Source organism: Clostridium sp. 1001270J_160509_D11 (genome assembly GCF_015667935.1).
Lineage (GTDB): Bacteria > Bacillota > Clostridia > Peptostreptococcales > Peptostreptococcaceae > Intestinibacter.
This window is the reverse complement of record NZ_JADPET010000009.1, coordinates 1-21,494: the sequence shown is the minus strand read 5'-3', so window position 1 is coordinate 21,494 and position 21,494 is coordinate 1. Positions and strand designations below refer to the sequence as shown.

Below are 21,494 nucleotides of genomic sequence, written 5' to 3'. Positions count from 1 at the left end.
GAGTTATGGAAGAGTATGTATATATAGACGGCAAAAAATATAGAAGAGGATATACTACAGGATCTTGTGCAGCAGCAGCCTCTAAAGCAGCAACATATATGTTAATTACTCAAAAAAAACTGGAGTCAGTTAATATAGATACGCCCAAGGGAATTTATCTTACTTTAAAGCCTGAAAATATAGAAATAAATAAAAAATATGCGATTTGTTCTATTCAAAAAGATGGTGGAGATGATATCGATGCAACTCATAAAATGGACATTTTTGCAAAAGCAGAAATAATTGATAGAATTAATGAGGAAGAAGATATTTATGTAACAGGTGGCATAGGAGTAGGAACAGTAACAAAAAAAGGACTGAAAGTAGAGGTTGGAAAATCTGCAATCAATCCAGTTCCAATGAATATGATTAAAACCGAAATCCACAAAGTATTAGGAACAGATTTAAACACATATATAGATAAATCAAAAACACTAAAAATTACTATATCTGCGCCAGAAGGTGTTGAAATTGCTAAAAAAACATTTAATCCTAGACTTGGTATAGTTGGAGGAATATCTATCTTAGGTACTTCTGGAATAGTAGAACCTATGAGTGATGAAGGATGGAAAAAATCATTATCTATTGAGCTTGAAATGAAAAGAGCACAAGGAATTGACCAAATCATCTTAGTCCCAGGAAACCACGGTGAAGAGTTTATAAAAAATGAACTTGGTTTGGATGAAAAATATGTAGTTAGAATGAGTAATTTTGTAGGCTATATGCTTATGGAAGCCAAGCGTATGGGATATAAAAAAATACTTATGGCAGGACATATTGGTAAATTTATAAAGATAGCTGCCGGCATATTCCACACGCATAGCAAAGTCGCTGATGCTAGAAATGAAATTATGATTGCTAACTTGGCACTTATGGGAGCGCCACTAGAATTTTTACAAGAAATAGATAAATGTGTGACAGCTGAGGGTGCAGTAGAAATAATAGATGATAGTGAATATACAGGTGTTTATGAAGTCTTATGTAATAAATGCAGAGATAGAGTAAAACAACATTTAGGTGATGATGATATAGAAGTAGGTGTGTATATGTTTAGAATGGACAAATCATATATAGCAAAATCTGATAATGCAGAGTCTATAGTGGAGGTATTCAAATGATAAATATTATAGGTTTGGGTCCTGGTAACACAGGTTATATTACTAAATTGGGTGAGAAAATTATTTACTCATCAGATGTAGTGATTGGTGGAAGAAGAAATCTAGAATCAATAAAAGATTTTAAAGGTGAAAAGGTAGTTTTATCTACTAATCTAAAAGAAATTCTAGAATATATACAAAATAACTTAGATAAAAATATTTCTGTTATAGCATCTGGAGATCCATCTATATATGGGATTGGAAAATACCTTTCAAATAACATAGAACACAAACATCTAAATATAGTTTCAGGGATAAGCTCCCTTCAATACATATTCTCAAGAATATTTGTAGATATGAATGATGTTTATATTACAAGTAGTCATGGGAAAGTGCCAGATTTTGATTATATACTTTCTCATAAAAAGGTATGTATGGTTACTGATAGTAAAATTGGACCACATGAGATAAGTAGAGAAATACAAAAAAGAAATCTGAAAAAAACTGTTGTTGTAGGAGAAAATCTATCTTATGAAAATGAGAAGATAACAATAGGAAAACCAGAAGCTATATTAGCAGTTGATAAATTTGATATGAATGTAGTGGTGATATTAGATGAAGAATAAAGATTTTATAACAGGAAAAGTTCCTATAACAAAAGAAGAAGTTAGAGCTATTTCTCTAAATAAACTAGAGTTATTAAATGCAAAAACTTTTATTGATGTAGGTGCAGGAACAGGAAGTGTATCAATTGAAGCAGGATATAGCTATCCAAATTTAAAAGTTATAGCTATTGAACGTAATGATGATGCAATTGATTTAGTAAAACAAAATAAAGAAAAGTTCAATTTAGATAATGTAGAAATAATAAAAGCTTATGCACCTGTAGAATTAGATAAAGATATAAAAGCAGATGCAATTTTCCTTGGTGGAACTGGTAAAAAATTAGAAGAAATTATAGATTGGTCTAAAGACTTACTAGTTGATGGAGGAAGACTTGTAGCAAACTTTATAATAATAGATACATTTTATGAAATGTTGAGATTAGTAAAAGAAAAAGGGTTTAAAAATATTGATGTTACAGTTTTAAATGTTGCAAAACTTGAAAAGTTAGGAACAGGGGAATATTTTAAACCTCACAATCCAATATATATAATTTCATGCGAAAAAGGAGTAGAAGAAGATAATGAATACTAACATTAATAAAGTACATTTTGTAGGGGCAGGTCCTGGGGATAAAGAATTAATAACATTAAAAGGATATAAATTACTAAGTAATGCTGATGTTGTAATATACGCAGGTTCATTAGTAAACCCAGCACTTCTTGAATATTGTAAAGAAAGTTGTGAAATACATGATAGTGCATATATGAATTTACAAGAAATCATAGAAGTTATGGAAAGAGGAATTAGAGAAGGAAAATCAGTTGTAAGATTACAAACAGGAGATTTCTCTATATATGGTTCAATAAGAGAACAAGTTGAAGATTTAGCAAAATTAAATATAGATTATGACTGCACACCAGGTGTAAGTTCATTCTTAGGTGCATCATCAGCACTAGGAGTTGAATATACAGTTCCAGAAGTATCTCAAAGTGTTGTTATAACTAGAATGGAAGGAAGAACTCCAGTTCCACCAAAAGAATCTATAGAATCTTTTGCTAAACACCAAACTTCAATGGTAATATTCTTATCTGTTCAAGAAATTGAAAAAGTAGTAGAAAAATTAATAGCTGGTGGATATCCAAAAACTACTCCAATAGCAGTAGTATATAAAGCTACTTGGCCAGATGAAAAAGTAGTAAAAGGGACTTTAGAAGATATAGCAGCTAAAGTAAAAGAAAACGACATAAAGAAAACAGCATTAATAATGGTAGGGGAATTCTTAGGTACTACATATAATAATTCAAAATTATATGATAAGGACTTCAAACATGAATACAGAAAATAATAAAATTGCTATTATATGTATTACTGAGAATGGAAAAAAGTTAGCATTAGAAATGCAAAATAAATTACATGAAGGTGATATTTATTTTGTAAAAAGAGAAAAATCTACAGAGTTACAAGAGGTTTGTAACATAAGTAACGATGATAATGCTAAAATAAATACTCAATATAAAAGTATTGAAAATATAGTTAGGATAAAAGAAAAATTAAGCAACTTTATACCTACGATATTTAACAAATATAGATATATTATATTTATTATGGCTACTGGAATAGTAGTGAGGACAATCGCTCCATTAATACAAAGCAAATTTAAAGACCCAGCAATATTAGTGACTGATGAAAAAGGGACTAATGTGATAAGTTTATTGAGTGGACATATGGGAGGAGCAAATGAAATGACTTTATATATAAGCCATTTAATAAATGCAAATCCAGTTATAACAACTGCAACAGATATAAACAATAAATCTTCATTAGATATGATAGCAAAAAGTATAAATGGATATATAGAAAACTTCAGAGATAATGTATTGAAGGTGAATTCTATGATAGTTAACAACAAGCCCGTAGGTTTATTTATAGATGGAGACTATCACATAGATACAAGAGGTTTTACACTTTTAACATATGAAGATATGTTAAATATCCATAACAACAATAATAAAGATTTAGAAAATATAGAGACAATAGTCGTAGTAACTAATAAGCAAAAACTAGATTTCAAAAGCGACAAAATAATAAAATTAGTTCCAAAAGACATTGTATTAGGAGTTGGATGTAAGAAAAATACTGATAGCCAACATATGAAAGAATCGCTACATGAGTTTTCAAGAATTAACAATATAGATATAAATTCTATAAAGAAAATAGGTAGTATAGAAATAAAAAAAGATGAAAAAGCAATTATAGATTTAGCAAACTATTTAAATGTGCCTTTTGAAACATTTACCGTAAAAGAAATATCACAAATAGATCATCTATATGGAAAATCGGAATGGGTCAAAAAGAATGTAGGAGTATATTCTGTAGCTGAACCATGTGCACATTTACTTAGTGATGGAAATTTAATTATTGAAAAACAAAAATACACTGGAATAACATTTTCGGCAGGGAGAGTGAATAAATGATATACGTTATAGGAATAGGTCCTGGATGCAGAGACTTAATGACACAAGAAGCAATAGCAGCAATGGAAGAGGCTGAAGTAATCGTAGGTTACAAAACATATATAAAATTAGTTGAAGAATTTATACAAGATAAAGAAGTAGTTCAAAATGGAATGAGAAAAGAAGTAGATAGATGCCAAGAAGCTATCGAAATTGCTAAGACAGGTAAAAAAGTAGCTGTTATAAGTAGTGGAGATTCTGGAATATATGGAATGGCAGGTCTAATACTTGAGTTAGTAACAAAACAAGGCGTAGATATACCAGTTAAAGTAGTACCAGGAGTTACTGCAAGTATAGGAGCAGCTGCAGTATTAGGAGCACCTATAATGCATGATTTTTGCCATATAAGTTTAAGTGATTTAATGACTCCATGGGAAGTTATAGAAAAAAGATTAAGATTAGCGGCAGAAGCTGATTTTGTAATATGTTTATATAACCCAAGAAGTAAAGGAAGAAGCGAACACTTAGCAACAGCATTTAAAATAATGAGTGAATTTAAAGATGGTTCAACTCCTGTTGGAATAGTAAAAGATGTAGGAAGAGCAGATGAAGAAAAATTCATATGTACTTTCGATACAATGGATTTTGAAAGAGTTGACATGACTACTATGGTTATAATAGGAAACAAATCAACATATATCCACGATGATTTAATGATAACACCAAGAGGATATACAGTATAACTAGTATTATAAAAAGAAATTATTAAGCATAAAGGAAAGGATACATATCATGATTTTAGTATTAGGTGGAACATCCGATAGTATAGGTATTTGCAATAAATTAAACGAAATGAACTTACCATATATGGTTTCAGTTACAACAGAATATGGGAGGGATATTGCCAAAAAAGCTACAGAGAATGTATTCTTAGGAAAATTGACAATAGAAGATATGGTATCTTTAATAAAAGAAAAGAACATAACTCAAATAATAGATGCAACACATCCTTATGCAACAATTGTATCTAGCAATGCAATTGAATGTTCAAAGATATCAAATACAGATTATGTGAGATTTGAAAGAGAATCTCTTATAAAACAAATAGATTATGACGATATATATGTTGTTGAAGATATAGAACAAGCATGTGAAATTGCAAATGAAAAAGGAAATAACATATTTATTGGAACAGGTAGTAAAAATTTAGATAAATATATAGAACTTATAAAGGGAAAAAAACTAATTGCGCGCGTATTGCCTACAAGTGATGTCCTAAAAAGTTGTGAAGAATTAGGACTTAATGCAGATAACATAATCGCTATGAAGGGTCCTTTTACTGAAGAAATTAATATAGCTGCTTATAGACAATATGACATAGATTTATTAATTACTAAAGAAAGTGGAGTTGCAGGAGGATTTTTAGAAAAAATTAATGCATGCAAAGCTTTAAATATACCAGCGGTAATCATAACTAGAAAACAAATTGACTACCCAAAAGTAATAAATAGAATTGAAGATATAGAAAAAATAGTATAGTTTTATGGGTTATTTTTATTTTTAAATTGGAGGAGTATTTAAATATTAAGGAGAAATTAAAGATGAAAAAAGCAGTATTAGTAGTAAGTTTTGGTACAAGCTATCATGAAACTAGAAAGAAGACAATAGAAGCATGTGAACAAAAGATAAGTGAGAATCTTAAAGGATATGATTTTTATAGAGCATTTACTTCAAATATGATAATTAGAAAATTAAAAAAGAGAGATAACATGCTTATTGATAATCCAGTAGAGGCTCTACAAAAATTAGCAGATGCAGGATATGAAGAAGTAGTAGTTCAAACATTACACATAATATGTGGTGAAGAATACAACAAATTAAAAGAACAAGTTGAAAGTTTTAAACCTAAATTCAAAAAAATAGCTTTAGGTAGACCTCTTTTAACTTCAATAGAAGACTATAAAGAAACAGTTGAAGCTGTAAGAAAACAACTAGAAATAATTAAACCAGATGAAGCAGTTGTATTTATGGGACACGGAACTACACACGAAAGTCATGCAGCTTATCCAGCTTTAGAATATATGTTTAGAGACAATGATATGAATGTATATATAGGAACAGTTGAAGGATATCCTGAAATAGAGCAAGTAGTTAAAAAATTAAAAGCAGATAACATAAAAACTGTTGATGTATTACCTTTCATGTTAGTTGCGGGAGACCATGCTACTAATGATATGGCAAGTGATGAAGAAGATTCATGGAAATCTATATTAGAAAAAGAAGGATTTAATGTAAAGGTGCATTTACAAGGTTTAGGGGAATACCCAGCAATCCAAGATAAATTTGTTAACCATGCATTAGATTGCGCAAAAGAATTAGAAAAAGAGTTAGCATAAATTAACGTACGAGGCTAGATGGAGGAAATATAAATGGCAAAATTTTATGGAATAGGAACTGGACCAGGAGATAGTACATTAGTAACAATAAAAGCAGTAAATACAATAAAAATGTTAGATATATTATATACACCAGAACCAAAAAAAGGTGGAGATAGTTTAGCATTATCAATAGTAAAGGAATATGTACCAGATACTGTTGAAATAAAACAAAGACATTTCCCAATGAACAATGATAGTGTAGAAAAAATGGCATCATGGGATGCTATAGCAGCTGAAATAAAAGCTGATGTAAAAGCAGGGAAAGAAGTAGGATTTATAACTTTAGGAGATCCTATGATATACAGTACTTATGTATATATTATGGAAAGATTAATGGACGAGATAGAAGTTGAAACTATACCGGGTATATCATCTTTCTCAAATATAGCATCAAATCAAAACTTCCCATTAGTAATGGATACAGATCCACTTATGGTTATACCATGTACTATGGAAGAAGAGAAAATAGATGCAGCATTACAAACATATGATTGTTTTGTTCTTATGAAAGTATATAAGAACTTTAAAGAAATCGTTCAAAAATTAGAAAAATACGATTTAATAGATAGTGCTATTTTAGTAAGTAACTCATCTCAAGAAAGAGAAGTAGTTTATAAAGATTTAAGAGATGTTCATCTACAAGAAAAAATATCATATTTTTCTACAATATTAGTTAATAGAAACAATAAAAGAAAATAATCTTAAAACATTTAAGGAGATAAATATGAAATTAGTAGTAGGAACTAGAGGTAGTAATTTAGCCCTTGTTCAAACAAATTGGGTTGTAGAACAATTAAAAAAGAATAACCCAAATATAGAGTTTGAGATAAAAATTATAAAAACAAAGGGCGACTTAATAAAAGACTTACCACTAGATAAAATAGGTGATAAGGGATTATTCGTAAAAGAAATCGAAAAAAGTCTTTTAGATAAAGAAATAGATATGGCAGTTCATAGTATGAAGGATATGCCATCATATCTTCCAGAAGGACTTAAATTTGCACATTCTCCAAGAAGAGAAGACCCTAGAGATGCTCTTATTTTTAGAGAAGGTTATAAAACTTTAGAAGATTTACCTCAAGGTGCAAAAATAGGAACTGGAAGTAAAAGAAGAAAATATCAATTATTAAAACATAGACCAGATTTAGAAATTGTACCTATAAGAGGTAATATCGAGACAAGAATAAAGAAAATAGAAACAGAAAATCTTGATGGTGTAGTATTAGCAGCATCAGGACTGAGAAGAGCTGGATTAGAAGAAAAAATAGATTATTATATACCGACAGATATTATGTTACCTGCTCCTGCACAAGGAATATTAGCTCTTGAAATTAGAGAAGATGATAAAGAGACTGAAAAAATAATAGATTCTATAAAAGATAATATTACAAAAGTACAAATAGATGCAGAAAGAGGTTTCTTAATAGGTGTTAATGGAAGTTGTCATATACCTATGGGAGCTTATTGTGAAGTAGATGGAGAAAAAATTACTCTGACTGGACTTTATGGAGATGGAGACGGAAAGAAAATAGTAATTCAATCTAAAGAAGGAACTCTAGCTGATGCACAAAAAATAGGATATGAATTAGCAAAAAGTGTATTAAAGGAGTATGAAAAATAATGAAGGGGAAAGTTTACTTAGTGGGGGCAGGACCTGGCGATTATAAACTATTAACATTAAAAGGGTTAGAATGCATAAGAAAAGCAGATGTTATAGTTTATGACAGACTTGCTAATATAAATTATTTAAAAGAAGCTAAAAAAGGCTGCGAGTTTATAAATGTTGGAAAAGCATCAAGTGACCATTTAGTACCTCAAGATCAAATAAATAGAATAATAGCTGATAAAGCCTTAGAAGGAAAAATAGTAACAAGACTTAAAGGTGGAGATCCATATGTATTTGGTAGAGGTGGAGAAGAAGGTGAACTTCTTGAAGCAGAGGGAATTGATTTTGAGGTTGTTCCAGGAATAACTTCAGCAATCGGTGGGCTTTGTTATGCTGGAATTCCAATAACTCATAGAGACAATGCATCATCATTCCATGTTATAACTGGTCATCTTAGAAAAGATGGAAAAGAAAATCCTGATATAAATTGGAATGCCTTAGCTAATATGAGAGGTACACTTGTATTTTTAATGGGTGTAGCAAATTTAAAAAATATAAGTGAAAATTTAATGAGAGAAGGTATGGCTAAAGATACACCTGTAGCATTTATCAGCTGGGCAACACGCTACAATCAAAGTGTTGTTACAGCAACGCTTGAAAATGCTTATGAAGTTGCTATGAAAGAAGGTGTAAAACCACCAACATTAATAGTAGTAGGAACAGTTGTAAACCTTAGAGAAAAGTTAAACTTCTTTGAAAATAAACCTCTATTTGGCAAAAATATAATGGTTACTAGGTCAAGAAGCCAAAATAGCAAATTAGTAGAACAAATAATGGATTTAGGAGGAAATCCTATTGAGATACCAACTATAAAAATTGAAAAAGTTCAAGATAATAAAGAATTAGAAAATGAAATAAAAAATATTAAAGATTATACTTATTTAGTTTTAACTAGCAAAAATGGAGTAGATATATTCTTCGATAAATTAGATGAATTAGGGCTAGACTGTAGAGCACTTGCAAATATAAAAGTTTGCTCAATTGGTGCAGCTACATCAAAAGCTATCCAAAGAAGAGGAATTAAACCAGACATACAGCCTAAAAATGCTGTAGGAGAATCTTTGTATGATGAGTTAAAAGATATTGTCACAAAAGATGATAAGATTTTAATTCCTAGAGCTAAAAATGCTAGAAAATTCTTAGTTGAAAAACTAAACGAAATATCTAATGTAACAGAAGTTATAACATATGAAAGTGTAATGGATGATAGCAAAAAAGAAGAAGCTATAAAAGCATTAGAAGAAGGCAATCTAGATTATATCACATTTGCTAGTTCATCAACTGTAACAAACTTTATCAATCTAATTGGAGAAGAAAACAAAGATAAATTGTTTAATACTAAAATAATATCAATAGGCAGAATAACTACAAAAACTATTTTAGATAATAATTTAGAAGTTTATAAACAAGCAGAAAATGCATCTATTGAAAGTATGATAGAGTCAATGTCAGAATAAGCTACCTATTAATATGAAAGGAGCCAAAATGTTAAGAAGACCAAGAAGACTTAGAGCTACACAAGCTTTAAGAAATTTAGTAAGAGAAACAAAATTAGAAAAAGAAGATTTAATCTATCCTCTATTTATAGTGGATGGTGAAAATATAAAAAGAGAAATATCTTCTATGGAAGGTGTTTATCACTTCTCTGTAGATATGTTAGAAGATGAAATTAAAGAATTAGTTGAATTAGGAATAGAACATGTAATATTATTTGGTGTTCCTGATGACAATAAAAAAGACTGTTGTGGTAGCGAAGCATATAACGATAACGGAGCTTTACAACAAGGTATAAGAAAAATAAAAGAAATAGCGCCACAAATGGATGTAATATGTGATGTTTGTATGTGTGAATATACAAGTCATGGACATTGTGGAATATTAACAGAAGATGGATATGTAGATAATGATAAAACATTAGAATATTTATCAAAAATAGCTGTTAGTTATGCAAAAGCAGGTGCAGATATGGTAGCTCCTTCTGATATGATGGATGGAAGAATAGGAGCACTTAGAAATGCATTAGATGAAAATGGTTATGAAACTGTTGCAATAATGGCATATAGCGCAAAATATGCATCAGCATTCTATGGACCATTTAGAGATGCTGCAAACTCAGCACCAGCATTTGGAGATAGAAAAACATATCAAATGGATCCAGCAAATTCTAATGAAGCTATAATAGAAGCTGATTTAGATATTGCAGAAGGTGCAGACATAATAATGGTTAAACCTGCTCTTTCTTATTTAGATATAATAAGAAGATTTAAAGATAATTATGACTTACCAATAGCGGCTTACAATGTAAGTGGAGAGTACTCTATGTTAAAAGAAGCTGTTAAAAAAGGTCTATTAAGTGAAGATGCTATATATGAAGCTGTAATGTCTATAAAAAGAGCTGGGGCTACAATTATAATTACTTATTTTGCAAAAGATATAGCAAAATTAATTAATACAAAAAAATAATTTTTTACGAATAAAAAAATTAATACAAAAATAATGAAATCTCTTCTTTTAAAATTTCAAAAGAAGAGATTTTTTTTACATTTTTCCTAAAATTTATAATGTTAATGAAAGTATATGCAATGAAAAATTTAATTTATTTAATATTTTAAATATAAAAAATAAAAAAATATTTCATAAGATTTAGACTTTTTGTTTTTTTATGGCAATTTACAGGAAAATAATGTATTATTAATAAATAATAGGAATAATTTAACAAAAAGATAAATAGAATTATTTTTTTCTTTTTATCGCGTGCACAAAATAATATAAGGAGGAATGTTTTTATGAAGGGAATTTTAGAAAAATGGAACAGTATAAGTTTGGTTAAACGTATATTGGTAGGGATGATAATTGGTATTATTTTAGGTACATTTGCTAAGGAAGCTCAAATTATAGGACTTTTAGGGGAATTATTTGTTGGAGCATTAAAAGCAGTAGCTCCAGTATTGGTATTTTTCTTAGTTATTGGTGCTTTAGCACAACATAAAGATGGTAAAAAGAATAACATGGGTTCAGTTATAGCACTATATTTAATCGGTACTTTTTGCTCTGCTTTAGTAGCAGTTGTAGCAAGTTTTATATTCCCAGTTACAATTAATTTGGGTTCAGTAGCAGAGGTTGATACAGCAATACCTGGAGGAATAGGTGAAGTATTAAAAACATTATTACTAAATATAGTTAGTAATCCAGTTGGAGCTATAGTAGATGCAAATTATGTTGGTATATTAGCTTGGGCAGTAGTATTTGGTTTGGCATTAAGAAAATCTTCAGATAGAACAAAAGAATTTTTAGCTGATATTTCAGATGCAGTTACACAAGCGGTGAAATGGGTTATAAGTTTTGCTCCATTTGGTATATTAGGATTAGTTTTCACAGCTATATCAACAAATGGTATAGGTATATTTAAAGATTACGGTTCATTATTAGCATTATTATTAGGATGTATGGCAGTTGTTGCATTTGTTGTAAATCCAATAATAGTATATTTAAATATAAGAAAAAACCCATATCCATTAGTATTTAAATGTTTAAAAGAAAGTGGTATAACTGCATTCTTTACTCGTAGTTCAGCAGCGAATATACCAGTTAATATGGAGTTATGTGAAAGTTTAGGATTAAATGAAGATAATTATTCAGTATCAATACCATTAGGTGCTACTATAAACATGGGTGGTGCAGCAGTTACAATAACAGTATTATCATTAGCGGCTGTTCATACTTTAGGAATAACAGTAGATATACCAACTGCTATAGTTCTTAGTGTATTAGCTGCAGTTTCTGCATGTGGTGCATCAGGTGTAGCAGGTGGATCGCTTTTACTTATACCATTAGCATGTAGTTTATTTGGTATATCAAATGAAGTAGCGATGCAAATGGTTGGTGTAGGATTTATTATAGGAGTTATACAAGACTCTTGTGAAACTGGACTTAACTCTTCAACAGATGCTTTATTTACTGCAGCAGCAGAATTTAAAGAGTGGAGAAAAGAAGGAAGAAAAATTCCAGTATAATTATAAATTTAATTAAATTAGAATACAATACAATATCAAAAGGCTATTATAAAGTTGAAATATACTTTTTAATAGCCTTTTATAATGCTATGATATAATATTTTTAAATGCTTATATTTTTAATAAAATAAATAATAGAAAGGTGTAAAAAATGCTTTATCCAATAAATTTAGATATAGAAAATATAAAAATCACTATAATCGGTGGAGGTAAGGTAGCTTATAGAAAGGCTACAAATTTTTTAGATTTTGGGAAAAAGGTAACTGTAATTTCAAAAGAATTTGTTTGTGAATTTGATGAAATAAAAGATAAGATAGAGATGATTTGTGATGAATACAAAGAAAAATATATAGAGGACTCATTTGTAGTAGTAGCATCTACTAATAACAAAGAGATAAATCATGAGATAGGAATCTATTGCAATAAACATGGTAAATTAGTAAATGTTGTAGATGATAAAGAGCTTTCTAATTTTACTGTTCCATCATATGTTAAGCGAGGGGAATTGCTATTAAGTATATCTACAGGTGGAAATAGCCCATCTTTATCGGCGAAAATAAAAAGAGAGCTAGAAGAAAAATATGATGAATCATATGAAGAATATATAGAGCTTTTGGGACTAGCTAGAGCAAAAATAATAAAAGAAAATAAGGATATAAATGAAAGAAGGAAAAAAATAAAAGCCTTAATCGATTTATCAGTAGATGAACTTAAAGAAAAAATTTAATTTATAAAATAAAATTAATTTATTGACAGAATATTAAAAGTTTTATATTATTTTATTATAATATGATTACTTACTAAAATGAAACATGTTAAATTCTATGAAGAAGATAGTAGCATAGGTAGAATTTATAGAGAGTCTGGGATGGTGGAAGCTGGGCAAAGAAACCTATTGTGAAGAGAGCTTTGGAGAATGTTTTTTGAATTAAGTAGAAAAACAGGTAATCTTGCCTTAAAAGAGTAGAGTGGATAAGTTTCTTATCAATGAGAGTGGTAACGCGGTATATTCGTCTCTTGGTTTTTTAGCCGAGAGACTTTTTTAATATACAGAATTTATACGTATTACTTGAGTTAAGAAATTTTATTAATAAGAGTGGTACCGCGGAATTTCGCCTCTTGAATTTATTTCAAGGGGCTTTTTTGATAAAAATTAATAAAAGGGGATTGGAAAGAATATGAGCAAAGTCAAAGTAGGTATAATAGGGGCTACAGGTTATGTTGGTGTAGAATTAATAAGATTATTAAATTCTCACCCACAAGTAGAATTAACTGCAATAGGATCAAATTCCTTTGTAGATAAAAGTATTACAGAAGTTTATCCAAGTGTAGGTATAACAAATGATATGAAATGTATAAAAAATGAAGATGTAATAAAAGAATGTGATTTTATATTTACAGCTTTACCACATGGGGTTAGTGAAAAATTTGTACTGCAAGTAGTTAAAGAGGGGAAAAAAGTTGTTGATTTGGGTGCAGATTTTAGATTAAAAGATGAGAAACTTTTTAATAAATGGTACAACGTATCATTTATAGATAAAAATTTACATGAGCAAGCTGTTTATGGTCTTTGTGAACATTATAAAGACGAAATAAAAAATGCACAAGTAATAGCTAATCCAGGATGTTATGTAACAAGTATATCACTACCTTTGATGCCATTATTAAAAGCAAAATTAATCAAGAAAGAAAATATAATAGCTGACTCAAAATCAGGAGTGACAGGTGCGGGCAGAGGGCTTACACTACTTAGCCATTATCCTGAAATAAACGAAAATATGGTTCCTTATAAAATAGGAAATCACAGACATACTCCAGAAATTGAACAAAACTTAAGTGATGCAGCAGGTGAACCAGTAGAAATAATATTTACACCAATTTTATCACCCATGAATCGAGGAATATTATCTACAATTTATTGTGATAAAGCTGAAGGCGTTACAATAGATACGATACAAAATGAACTAGAAAAATTCTATAGTGATAAACCATTTGTAGACATTTTACCACTTGGTCAAGTTGCAACAGTAAAACACGTCAGATTATCAAATAAATGTGCTATATCAATTCACGAAAATAAATCAAAGATAATCATATGTTCTGCTATAGACAACATGGTTAAAGGTTCAGCAGGGCAAGCAATACAAAATATGAACTTAATGCTTGGTTTTGATGAATGTGAAGGGTTAAGCACAATGGCAACAGCATTTTAAAGGGGGCGATAAATTTGATGGAAATTATTAAAGGTGGTGTGACAGCTGCAAAGGGATTTACTGCATCAGGAATGCATGTAGGTCTTAGAAGAAATGTAGAAAAAAAGGATATCGCACTTATATATTCGGATACTATGTGCAATGCAGCCGCGGTATTTACTCAAAATAAAATTAAAGCTAATCCAATCTATGTTACAAGTAAACACATCCAAGATGGCAATGCACAAGCGATAATAATCAATAGTGCAAATGCAAATACATTCAATGGCAAAGAAGGATTAGAACATGCTTTTAGAATGGCACAGTCAACAGCAGAAGTATTAAATTTAAATCCAGAAGATGTTTTGGTTGCATCAACAGGAGTTATAGGTGAACCATTAAAAATAGATTTGATAGAAGATAATATAGAAAAACTTGCTAGCCAGCTTAGTAAAAGGGGACATATGGCGGCGAGAGAAGGTATTATGACTACTGATATGATTAAAAAAGAAATAACGGTATCAATTGATATAGATGGAAAAAAAGTTGTTGTGGGAGGAATGGCAAAAGGTTCTGGAATGATACACCCCAATATGGGAACTATTCTCGCATTTATAACATCAGACATAGACATAGAACAAAATCTATTACAAGATGCTCTAAGATATGCAACTAATAAAAGTTTTAATAGAATTAGTGTTGATGGCCAAACAAGTACAAATGATATGGCTATAGTTTTGGCTAATGGAAAAGCATGTAATGATAAAATTATCGAAAAAGATAGAAATTATGATACATTTTTACAAGCCTTAGTCTATATATGCACAGAACTTGCAAAATTAGTAGCAAGAGATGGAGAAGGTGCTACTAAGCTAATCGAATGTGTTGTAGAAGGTGCTTTGACAGAAGAAATAGCTGCTAGATTATCAAAAGCTGTTATAACATCAACAATGGTGAAGGCAGCAGTATTCGGCTCTGATGCAAATTGGGGTAGAATTTTATGTGCTATAGGATGTGAGGGTGCTGAATTTGACCCAAATAAAATAGATATAATTTTTGAGAGTAAAAAAGGCTATGTCGAGGTCTGTAAAGATGGAACACCACTTCAATTTAGTGAAAAGAAAGCCAGAAGTATATTAGAAGATGATGAAATAACTATTATAGTAGATCTTCAGATGGGAGATAAAATGGCAAATGCATGGGGATGCGATTTAACATATGAGTATGTTAGAATTAATGGTAGTTATAGAAGTTAATATTTAAAAAATATAAGGTTGAAATGGGGGATAAATAATTATGGGATTTAACGATGATAAAGCAAAAATGTTGATAGAAATGCTTCCATATATAGAAAAGCATAGCGGAAAAACTATGGTAATAAAATATGGTGGCAATGCCATGAAAAATGAAAGACTAAAAGAATCAGTCATGGAAGATATAATTCTTATGAGTTATGTTGGTATTAATATAGTTGTTGTACATGGCGGTGGACCAGAAATAACTAAGATGTTAGATAGATTAAAAATTCAAAGTGAATTTATAAATGGTTTAAGATATACAGATGAAGACACAATGGAAGTAGTCGAAATGGTTCTTGCAGGAAAGGTCAACAAGGAATTAGTTCTAAAAATAAATGAACGAGGGGGAAAAGCCGTTGGCCTTTGTGGAATAGATGGAAATATGTTAATTTGTGAACCTACAAAAGAAGATTTAGGATATGTGGGCAAAATCGTTGAAGTAAACCCACAAATAATAAAAGATAATCTAGATGCAGGGTATATTTCTATGGTAGCTACAGTTGGGGCTGATAGAGAAGGAAATATATATAATATTAATGGAGATATAGCAGGTTCTGCAATAGCGGGTGCTCTAAAAGCAGAAAAATATATACTTTTAACAGATGTCCCAGGATTATTAGAAGAGCCATCAATGGATGAAAGTTTAATATCTCATGTATATAAAGAAGATTTACCGATATTATTTGAAAATGGGGTTATAACGGGTGGTATGATTCCAAAGGTAAATAGTTGTATAGAGGCTTTAAATCAAGGGGTCAAAAAAGTTCATATTTTAGATGGAAGAGTAAGACATTCAATAATAACTGAACTATTTACTGATGCAGGTGTGGGGACTTTAATTGATTAAGAAATATTAGTTTTGAAATTCTGGATTAAAGATGCAAAAGAATTATATTAGATAATAAATAATATATTGAAAGAGGGGAATTTTAAATGGAATTAACACAAAATGTGAAAAATATACAAGAAAAATGGGATAAAAATTTTATGCAGACATATGCTCAAATTCCAGTTGTAATAGATAAGGGGCAAGGTGCAACAGTAACAGATATAGATGGAAAAGAATATGTAGATTTTACGAGTGGGATAGGAGTTTCTTCTTTAGGATATGGTCATAAAGGATTGGTAGAGGCAATTCAGTACCAAGCTGCAAAATTATTACACAGCTCTAATATATTTTTTAATCAACCAAATGTAGAAGCTGGAGAAAAATTAGTTAAACTTAGCGGATATGATAAGGTATTTTTCTGTAATTCGGGAACAGAGGCTAACGAAGGTGCTATGAAGATAGCTAGAAAATATAGTGATATAAAATATGAAGGCGACAGAGGCACTATACTTAGTTTGAATAAATCTTTCCATGGTAGAACTATGGCATCATTGATGGCAACTGGTAAAGATGCTTATCATAAATATTTTTATCCATTACCAACTGGTTATAAATACGTAGAAAAAAATGATATAGAGGCATTTAAAGAGGCATTAAAAGATGATACAATATGTGCATTTATTTTTGAGGCTGTTCAAGGAGAAGGTGGAGTATACCCAATAGAAAAAGAATTTATAGAAGAAGCTGTGAAACTTTGCCAAGAAAAAGATATAGTTGTAATATGTGATGAGGTTCAGGCTGGAATGGGTAGAACAGGCAAATTATTTGGATTCCAAGAATTCGACATAAAACCAGACTTAATTACAATGGCAAAAGGATTAGCAGGTGGTATTCCTGTTGGAGCAATATTATCAAACGAAAAATTATCAAATGTTCTAGCTCCAGGTGACCATGGAACGACATTTGGTGGAAATGCATTAGCCATGTCTGCTGCAAATGTTGTTTTAGATGAATTAGCTAAACCAGAATTTTTAGATGATGTAGCTAAAAAAGGAAATTATATAATGGATACAATAAAATCATGGGGATTAGATAAAATTGTAGAAGTTAGAGGTAGAGGGCTAATGATAGGAATTGAAATCAAACAAAGTGCATCAGAAGTAGAAAAAATAGCTGCACAAAAGGGATTATTGATATTAACAGCAGGAGAACATGTAGTAAGATTACTACCTCCACTTGTAATAACAATGGATGAAATAAATAAAGGGCTAGAAATATTAAAACAATGTTTATAATAGATTAAAAAATATTTTAAAAATAAAGGAAGATGTCTTTAATAATTGAATTTATTAGGGACATCTTTTTGTATATTTATAAAATGTTCAAATTTACAGCTAGAAAACATTTTCAATGCTATAATGAAGTTAAAGTTATAATTTTAAGTCAACAAGGGGGGATTTATATGAAATCTTGTAGTAAATGTAATTGTAAGATTGATTTATTAACTAGACTTAAAACATTGGGGAGTGAATGTGTACGTATCAAATGTGAATCATGCGGTACAGTATACGAGGTTGAATCAAAAGGTATAGTAAAAATAATTAATGCTTTATCATTTTTTATGATTTTTTATTTGATTTATTATTTCCTAAATTTTATGGAAATAGATTTGAAAATTAGGATTGGAATAGTATTTTTCTTGGCTGTAGTTTTCTATATATTTTGGAATGCTATAATGTCTTATTTCCTTGAATATAAAGTTATTTTTGAAGGATATAATATAAATAGAAAATCTACTAATAAAGAAGAAAGTATTACAACTATAAACAGAACTAGTCAAGCAAAACAAATTTTAAATGATATTTTAACTAAAAATGGATTTGATGAAAAAAATATAAAGCTAGATATTTTAATTGACTCATTTGAAGAATTTTTAAACAAAAAATTTAATTGTTATGAAGATCAAATAATATATACGATAAGACCAAATGATTTAGTATATAGAGATTTGAGTTGTTGTACTTTAATACGTCAGTTTGTAACAAGAAATGTTAGTGGAGAATTGAATTTAGAACGAATATATATACAAGTTTATTATAACTCTAAAGATCTTATCGATAAGTTATATAATTTACATTTTAATTATACATCAGATAAATTTGATGAGTTTCTAGCAAATGTAAGGGATGAAAATTCTTATTGGGAAGTTTTAAAGTTATATGAACCTGTTAAATATGAAATAACAGAAGAAAAATTATTTTAAGGAGGGGATAAGATGGGAGAACTTTCAAAGCTACCCAATATAGGCAAGGTTATAGAAAGTCAATTAAATGAAGTTGGTATAAATACATATGAAGATTTAAAAGATTATGGTGTTGAAAAAGCATGGTTAAAAATTCAGTCTATAGATAAATCAGCATGTATTCACAGATTGATGGCTTTAGAAGGGGCTATATTGGGAATCAAAAAATCTGAATTGCCTCAAATTAGAAAGGATGAGCTGAAGGAATTTTATAATAAATATAAGAAGTAATTTTGGGGAGTAAAAAAGGGGCAACTTGAAGATGATTAATATAAATCAATTACAGTATTTTGTAATTAGTGCAGAACAGGGTAGTTTAAGTAAAGCAGCAGAAGTTCTATATACAACCCAACCTCATGTCAGCAAAACAATAAAATCATTAGAAGGATATTTAGGAATGGAGCTTTTTGAAAGAACACCAAGGGGTGTAATTCTTTCAAAAGATGGAGAAAGAATCTATGCATATGCAAAAAATATATTAAAAAATGCTGAATTAATAGACCATTCAAAACAAAATAAAGGAGAATCTTTATTTTCGATAGCAACAAATCCAAGTAGCAAGATGTCAGAACTATTTTCACAATTTTATAATGACAAAAAAGATGAGAATATAAAATTTAAGTATATAAAGGGTGGAGTGGAGGATATTATAACAAATAGTGATCACGCTATGGTAAAACTTCTAAAGTTTTCAGAACTATGTAATATAGGCAGTTGCTGGTTTAGAGGGGAATATAAAGATAATTAAATAAAAATGATTCCTATTAAAGGATATGAGAATTATCTTGATTTTGGATATATAAAATGCAAAAGCCAGGAGTTAAATAAATATGGAGAAGAGTTTATTAAATATGTAATGAATATTATAGATGATGGCATATGACTTAATAACACTTTGTTATTAGGTTATATGCCTTTTGTTATATCATGGATATAAATTTTTGATAATACTTCTTATTATGTTGTAATGATATTCTTTATCTAGAATAACATTAAATATAAAGGAGGTTTTATATATGCAAGCAAAGTGCCAAGTTGATATGACTTATGGTGATACTTCTAAACAATTATTTATGTTTACTATTCCTATTTTATTATCTCAAATCTTACAACAATTCTATAATATCGCAGACACAGCAATCATAGGTAGATATATAGGTACAGATGCACTAGCAGCTATAGGCTCCACAGGTCTATTAATATCAGTTATAGTTAACTTTTTTATAGGGCTATCAACAGGTGTAAGTGCAGTTATCGCGAATCAATTTGGGGCTAATGAATATGACAAACTTAAAAAAAGTATATCAACATTACTTGCAGTAAGCGTATTATTGGGAATAGTATTTACAATAGGAAGTCTTATATTTATGAAACCTATTATTAATATACTTCAAACACCTAAAGGTGTATATTCTTTGGCTATAGACTATCTAAAAATATGTTTCTTAGGAATAACATTTCAACTTTTATATAATATCGGAACAGCAATACTAAGAGCTCTCGGCAATACAAAAGACCCGCTATATTTCTTAATATTTTCATGCATATTAAATTTAATATTAGATATTTTATTTATAGTTTATTTTGGCTGGGGTGTAAAAGGGGCAGCAATAGCAACATTAATTTCGCAAATATTAGCTACACTTTTAGTTATGTATAAGATAATGTCTTTGGATGATAATTGTAAACTTAGTTTAAAACAAATCAAAATTTATAGAGGATATACAAAAGATATATTTTTAGTTGGACTACCAGCAGGATTACAGGCAATTTTTATGAGCATTTCATCTTTAATTATTCAATCTAGTATAAATTCGTTTGGTGCAGAGGCTATGGCTGGTATGACTATCTTTGCGAAGGTGGAAGGATTTTTATATTTTCCACTTTTCTCACTTGGGCTAGCTGTAACTGGATTTGTTGGACAGAACTTTGGGGCAAAGGAATATGAAAGAGTAAAGGAAGGAATAAATATAAGTCTGAAGATAAGCGTTTATACTTCTCTTATTTTTATAATTATTTTAAATATATTTGCACCATATATTTTAAGATTGTTCACAAATGATGCAGCAGTTATAAAAGTTGGGCTTGAAAGTATAAGGATTGTATTTCCTTCATATGTTTTATATGCTATGAATCAAATCTATATTGGAAGTTTAAGAGGGATAGAAAAAACATTTGAACCAATGCTCATATCGTTATTTGCTCATTGTATTTTTAGAGTAATATGGTGCTTTGTTTTATTACAATACTTCCACGATATGAAAGTTATTTATAGTAGTTACTCTGTCAGTATAGTCTTAATGTTTGTTCTATATTATACATCTTATAAAAGAAATATCTATAAGAAATATTTTAATAAAAAAGAAGTAATAGATGTAAATTAAATATTATTAAACATTATGGAAAACAGTAGAATAATTAAAAAATAATAGGTATAAAGCGAGGAAAATAAATCATGCTTTATATCTATTATTTTTTTATTTACTTATAACTTCAAGTTAAATAAGCGAAAAAATATATCTAAAACAAAATGATTATATCTAAATTCAACTTTATATAAA

General features: G+C 29.4%; 22 protein-coding genes and 1 other annotated feature. All 22 genes read left to right on the top strand.

Annotated elements, in window-relative coordinates:
- Positions 1-5 precede the first annotated feature (5 nt).
- The 22 genes from cbiD to I4U58_RS02005 all read left to right on the top strand — a co-directional run bounded on the left by cbiD (position 6) and on the right by I4U58_RS02005 (position 21,317).
- Positions 6-1,157, top strand: a complete 1,152-nt coding sequence (gene cbiD / locus I4U58_RS02110; protein WP_195929392.1) for a cobalt-precorrin-5B (C(1))-methyltransferase CbiD — start codon at positions 6-8, stop codon at positions 1,155-1,157.
- Positions 1,154-1,762, top strand: a complete 609-nt coding sequence (locus I4U58_RS02105; RefSeq protein ID WP_195929391.1) for a cobalt-precorrin-7 (C(5))-methyltransferase — start codon at positions 1,154-1,156, stop codon at positions 1,760-1,762. The genes cbiD and I4U58_RS02105 overlap by 4 nt, the downstream gene beginning before the upstream one ends.
- The gene (locus I4U58_RS02100; protein ID WP_195929390.1) at positions 1,752-2,333 is read left to right on the top strand and encodes a decarboxylating cobalt-precorrin-6B (C(15))-methyltransferase; all 582 of its coding nucleotides are present in this window, start codon (positions 1,752-1,754) and stop codon (positions 2,331-2,333) included. The genes I4U58_RS02105 and I4U58_RS02100 overlap by 11 nt, the downstream gene beginning before the upstream one ends.
- A complete protein-coding gene (locus tag I4U58_RS02095) occupies positions 2,323-3,087 on the top strand; it encodes a cobalt-precorrin-4 methyltransferase (RefSeq protein ID WP_207743802.1) in 765 nt (254 codons plus the stop codon). The genes I4U58_RS02100 and I4U58_RS02095 overlap by 11 nt, the downstream gene beginning before the upstream one ends.
- Positions 3,071-4,216, top strand: coding sequence for a cobalt-precorrin 5A hydrolase (gene cbiG / locus I4U58_RS02090; protein ID WP_195929389.1), 1,146 nt, complete (start codon positions 3,071-3,073; stop codon positions 4,214-4,216). Before I4U58_RS02095 ends, cbiG begins: the two co-directional genes overlap by 17 nt.
- Positions 4,213-4,938: a precorrin-3B C(17)-methyltransferase gene (gene cobJ, locus I4U58_RS02085; RefSeq protein WP_195929388.1), complete on the top strand. Its 726-nt coding sequence runs from the start codon at positions 4,213-4,215 to the stop codon at positions 4,936-4,938. Before cbiG ends, cobJ begins: the two co-directional genes overlap by 4 nt.
- 49 nt (positions 4,939-4,987) lie before the next feature.
- Positions 4,988-5,734, top strand: a complete 747-nt coding sequence (gene cobK / locus I4U58_RS02080) for a precorrin-6A reductase (protein ID WP_195929387.1) — start codon at positions 4,988-4,990, stop codon at positions 5,732-5,734.
- A 62-nt stretch (positions 5,735-5,796) separates the two neighbouring features.
- Positions 5,797-6,591: a sirohydrochlorin cobaltochelatase gene (locus tag I4U58_RS14040; RefSeq protein ID WP_195929386.1), complete on the top strand. Its 795-nt coding sequence runs from the start codon at positions 5,797-5,799 to the stop codon at positions 6,589-6,591.
- Between the two features lie 33 nt (positions 6,592-6,624).
- A complete protein-coding gene (locus tag I4U58_RS14035) occupies positions 6,625-7,332 on the top strand; it encodes a cobalt-factor II C(20)-methyltransferase (protein WP_195929385.1) in 708 nt (235 codons plus the stop codon).
- A 25-nt stretch (positions 7,333-7,357) separates the two neighbouring features.
- Entirely contained in the window at positions 7,358-8,254 is an 897-nt protein-coding gene (gene hemC, locus I4U58_RS02065; protein ID WP_195929384.1) for a hydroxymethylbilane synthase, read from the top strand.
- Positions 8,254-9,756: a uroporphyrinogen-III C-methyltransferase gene (gene cobA / locus I4U58_RS02060; RefSeq protein ID WP_195929383.1), complete on the top strand. Its 1,503-nt coding sequence runs from the start codon at positions 8,254-8,256 to the stop codon at positions 9,754-9,756. Before hemC ends, cobA begins: the two co-directional genes overlap by 1 nt.
- Before the next feature lie 28 nt (positions 9,757-9,784).
- Positions 9,785-10,762 (top strand): porphobilinogen synthase, encoded by a 978-nt coding sequence (gene hemB / locus I4U58_RS02055; protein ID WP_195929382.1) that lies wholly within the window; start codon positions 9,785-9,787, stop codon positions 10,760-10,762.
- A 323-nt stretch (positions 10,763-11,085) separates the two neighbouring features.
- Complete coding sequence (gene sstT / locus I4U58_RS02050) at positions 11,086-12,312, top strand: serine/threonine transporter SstT (RefSeq protein ID WP_195929381.1); 1,227 nt, start codon at positions 11,086-11,088, stop codon at positions 12,310-12,312.
- A gap of 151 nt (positions 12,313-12,463) precedes the next feature.
- Positions 12,464-13,039, top strand: a complete 576-nt coding sequence (locus tag I4U58_RS02045) for a bifunctional precorrin-2 dehydrogenase/sirohydrochlorin ferrochelatase (protein ID WP_195929380.1) — start codon at positions 12,464-12,466, stop codon at positions 13,037-13,039.
- A gap of 88 nt (positions 13,040-13,127) precedes the next feature.
- Positions 13,128-13,333: a binding site (T-box leader), on the top strand.
- 157 nt (positions 13,334-13,490) lie between these two features.
- The gene (argC, locus tag I4U58_RS02040; protein WP_195929379.1) at positions 13,491-14,525 is read left to right on the top strand and encodes an N-acetyl-gamma-glutamyl-phosphate reductase; all 1,035 of its coding nucleotides are present in this window, start codon (positions 13,491-13,493) and stop codon (positions 14,523-14,525) included.
- Positions 14,526-14,542: 17 nt separating this feature from the next.
- Positions 14,543-15,760, top strand: coding sequence for a bifunctional ornithine acetyltransferase/N-acetylglutamate synthase (argJ, locus tag I4U58_RS02035; protein ID WP_195929378.1), 1,218 nt, complete (start codon positions 14,543-14,545; stop codon positions 15,758-15,760).
- Positions 15,761-15,800: 40 nt separating this feature from the next.
- Complete coding sequence (gene argB, locus I4U58_RS02030; RefSeq protein ID WP_195929377.1) at positions 15,801-16,649, top strand: acetylglutamate kinase; 849 nt, start codon at positions 15,801-15,803, stop codon at positions 16,647-16,649.
- Positions 16,650-16,735: 86 nt separating this feature from the next.
- Positions 16,736-17,926 carry an aspartate aminotransferase family protein gene (locus tag I4U58_RS02025; protein ID WP_195929376.1) on the top strand — a complete coding sequence of 397 codons (1,191 nt, stop codon included), beginning with the start codon at positions 16,736-16,738 and terminating at the stop codon, positions 17,924-17,926.
- 167 nt (positions 17,927-18,093) lie between these two features.
- Complete coding sequence (locus tag I4U58_RS02020) at positions 18,094-18,894, top strand: hypothetical protein (protein WP_195929375.1); 801 nt, start codon at positions 18,094-18,096, stop codon at positions 18,892-18,894.
- 12 nt (positions 18,895-18,906) lie between these two features.
- Positions 18,907-19,164: a TfoX/Sxy family protein gene (locus I4U58_RS02015; protein ID WP_195929374.1), complete on the top strand. Its 258-nt coding sequence runs from the start codon at positions 18,907-18,909 to the stop codon at positions 19,162-19,164.
- 31 nt (positions 19,165-19,195) lie between these two features.
- Positions 19,196-19,681, top strand: a complete 486-nt coding sequence (locus I4U58_RS02010) for a LysR family transcriptional regulator (protein ID WP_195929373.1) — start codon at positions 19,196-19,198, stop codon at positions 19,679-19,681.
- A 268-nt stretch (positions 19,682-19,949) separates the two neighbouring features.
- Entirely contained in the window at positions 19,950-21,317 is a 1,368-nt protein-coding gene (locus I4U58_RS02005) for an MATE family efflux transporter (RefSeq protein WP_195929372.1), read from the top strand.
- Positions 21,318-21,494 lie beyond the last annotated feature (177 nt).

Coding starts and splice junctions, on each gene's coding strand:
- cbiD (WP_195929392.1), top strand. CDS start 6: ATGGAAGAGTATGTATATATAGACGGCAAAAAATATAGAAGAGGATAT.
- sstT (WP_195929381.1), top strand. CDS start 11,086: ATGAAGGGAATTTTAGAAAAATGGAACAGTATAAGTTTGGTTAAACGT.
- I4U58_RS02045 (WP_195929380.1), top strand. CDS start 12,464: ATGCTTTATCCAATAAATTTAGATATAGAAAATATAAAAATCACTATA.
- I4U58_RS02020 (WP_195929375.1), top strand. CDS start 18,094: ATGAAATCTTGTAGTAAATGTAATTGTAAGATTGATTTATTAACTAGA.
- I4U58_RS02015 (WP_195929374.1), top strand. CDS start 18,907: ATGGGAGAACTTTCAAAGCTACCCAATATAGGCAAGGTTATAGAAAGT.
- I4U58_RS02095 (WP_207743802.1), top strand. CDS start 2,323: ATGAATACTAACATTAATAAAGTACATTTTGTAGGGGCAGGTCCTGGG.
- I4U58_RS14040 (WP_195929386.1), top strand. CDS start 5,797: ATGAAAAAAGCAGTATTAGTAGTAAGTTTTGGTACAAGCTATCATGAA.
- cobJ (WP_195929388.1), top strand. CDS start 4,213: ATGATATACGTTATAGGAATAGGTCCTGGATGCAGAGACTTAATGACA.
- argJ (WP_195929378.1), top strand. CDS start 14,543: ATGGAAATTATTAAAGGTGGTGTGACAGCTGCAAAGGGATTTACTGCA.
- I4U58_RS14035 (WP_195929385.1), top strand. CDS start 6,625: ATGGCAAAATTTTATGGAATAGGAACTGGACCAGGAGATAGTACATTA.
- hemC (WP_195929384.1), top strand. CDS start 7,358: ATGAAATTAGTAGTAGGAACTAGAGGTAGTAATTTAGCCCTTGTTCAA.
- cobA (WP_195929383.1), top strand. CDS start 8,254: ATGAAGGGGAAAGTTTACTTAGTGGGGGCAGGACCTGGCGATTATAAA.
- argC (WP_195929379.1), top strand. CDS start 13,491: ATGAGCAAAGTCAAAGTAGGTATAATAGGGGCTACAGGTTATGTTGGT.
- I4U58_RS02010 (WP_195929373.1), top strand. CDS start 19,196: ATGATTAATATAAATCAATTACAGTATTTTGTAATTAGTGCAGAACAG.
- argB (WP_195929377.1), top strand. CDS start 15,801: ATGGGATTTAACGATGATAAAGCAAAAATGTTGATAGAAATGCTTCCA.
- hemB (WP_195929382.1), top strand. CDS start 9,785: ATGTTAAGAAGACCAAGAAGACTTAGAGCTACACAAGCTTTAAGAAAT.
- I4U58_RS02105 (WP_195929391.1), top strand. CDS start 1,154: ATGATAAATATTATAGGTTTGGGTCCTGGTAACACAGGTTATATTACT.
- cbiG (WP_195929389.1), top strand. CDS start 3,071: ATGAATACAGAAAATAATAAAATTGCTATTATATGTATTACTGAGAAT.
- cobK (WP_195929387.1), top strand. CDS start 4,988: ATGATTTTAGTATTAGGTGGAACATCCGATAGTATAGGTATTTGCAAT.
- I4U58_RS02100 (WP_195929390.1), top strand. CDS start 1,752: ATGAAGAATAAAGATTTTATAACAGGAAAAGTTCCTATAACAAAAGAA.
- I4U58_RS02025 (WP_195929376.1), top strand. CDS start 16,736: ATGGAATTAACACAAAATGTGAAAAATATACAAGAAAAATGGGATAAA.
- I4U58_RS02005 (WP_195929372.1), top strand. CDS start 19,950: ATGCAAGCAAAGTGCCAAGTTGATATGACTTATGGTGATACTTCTAAA.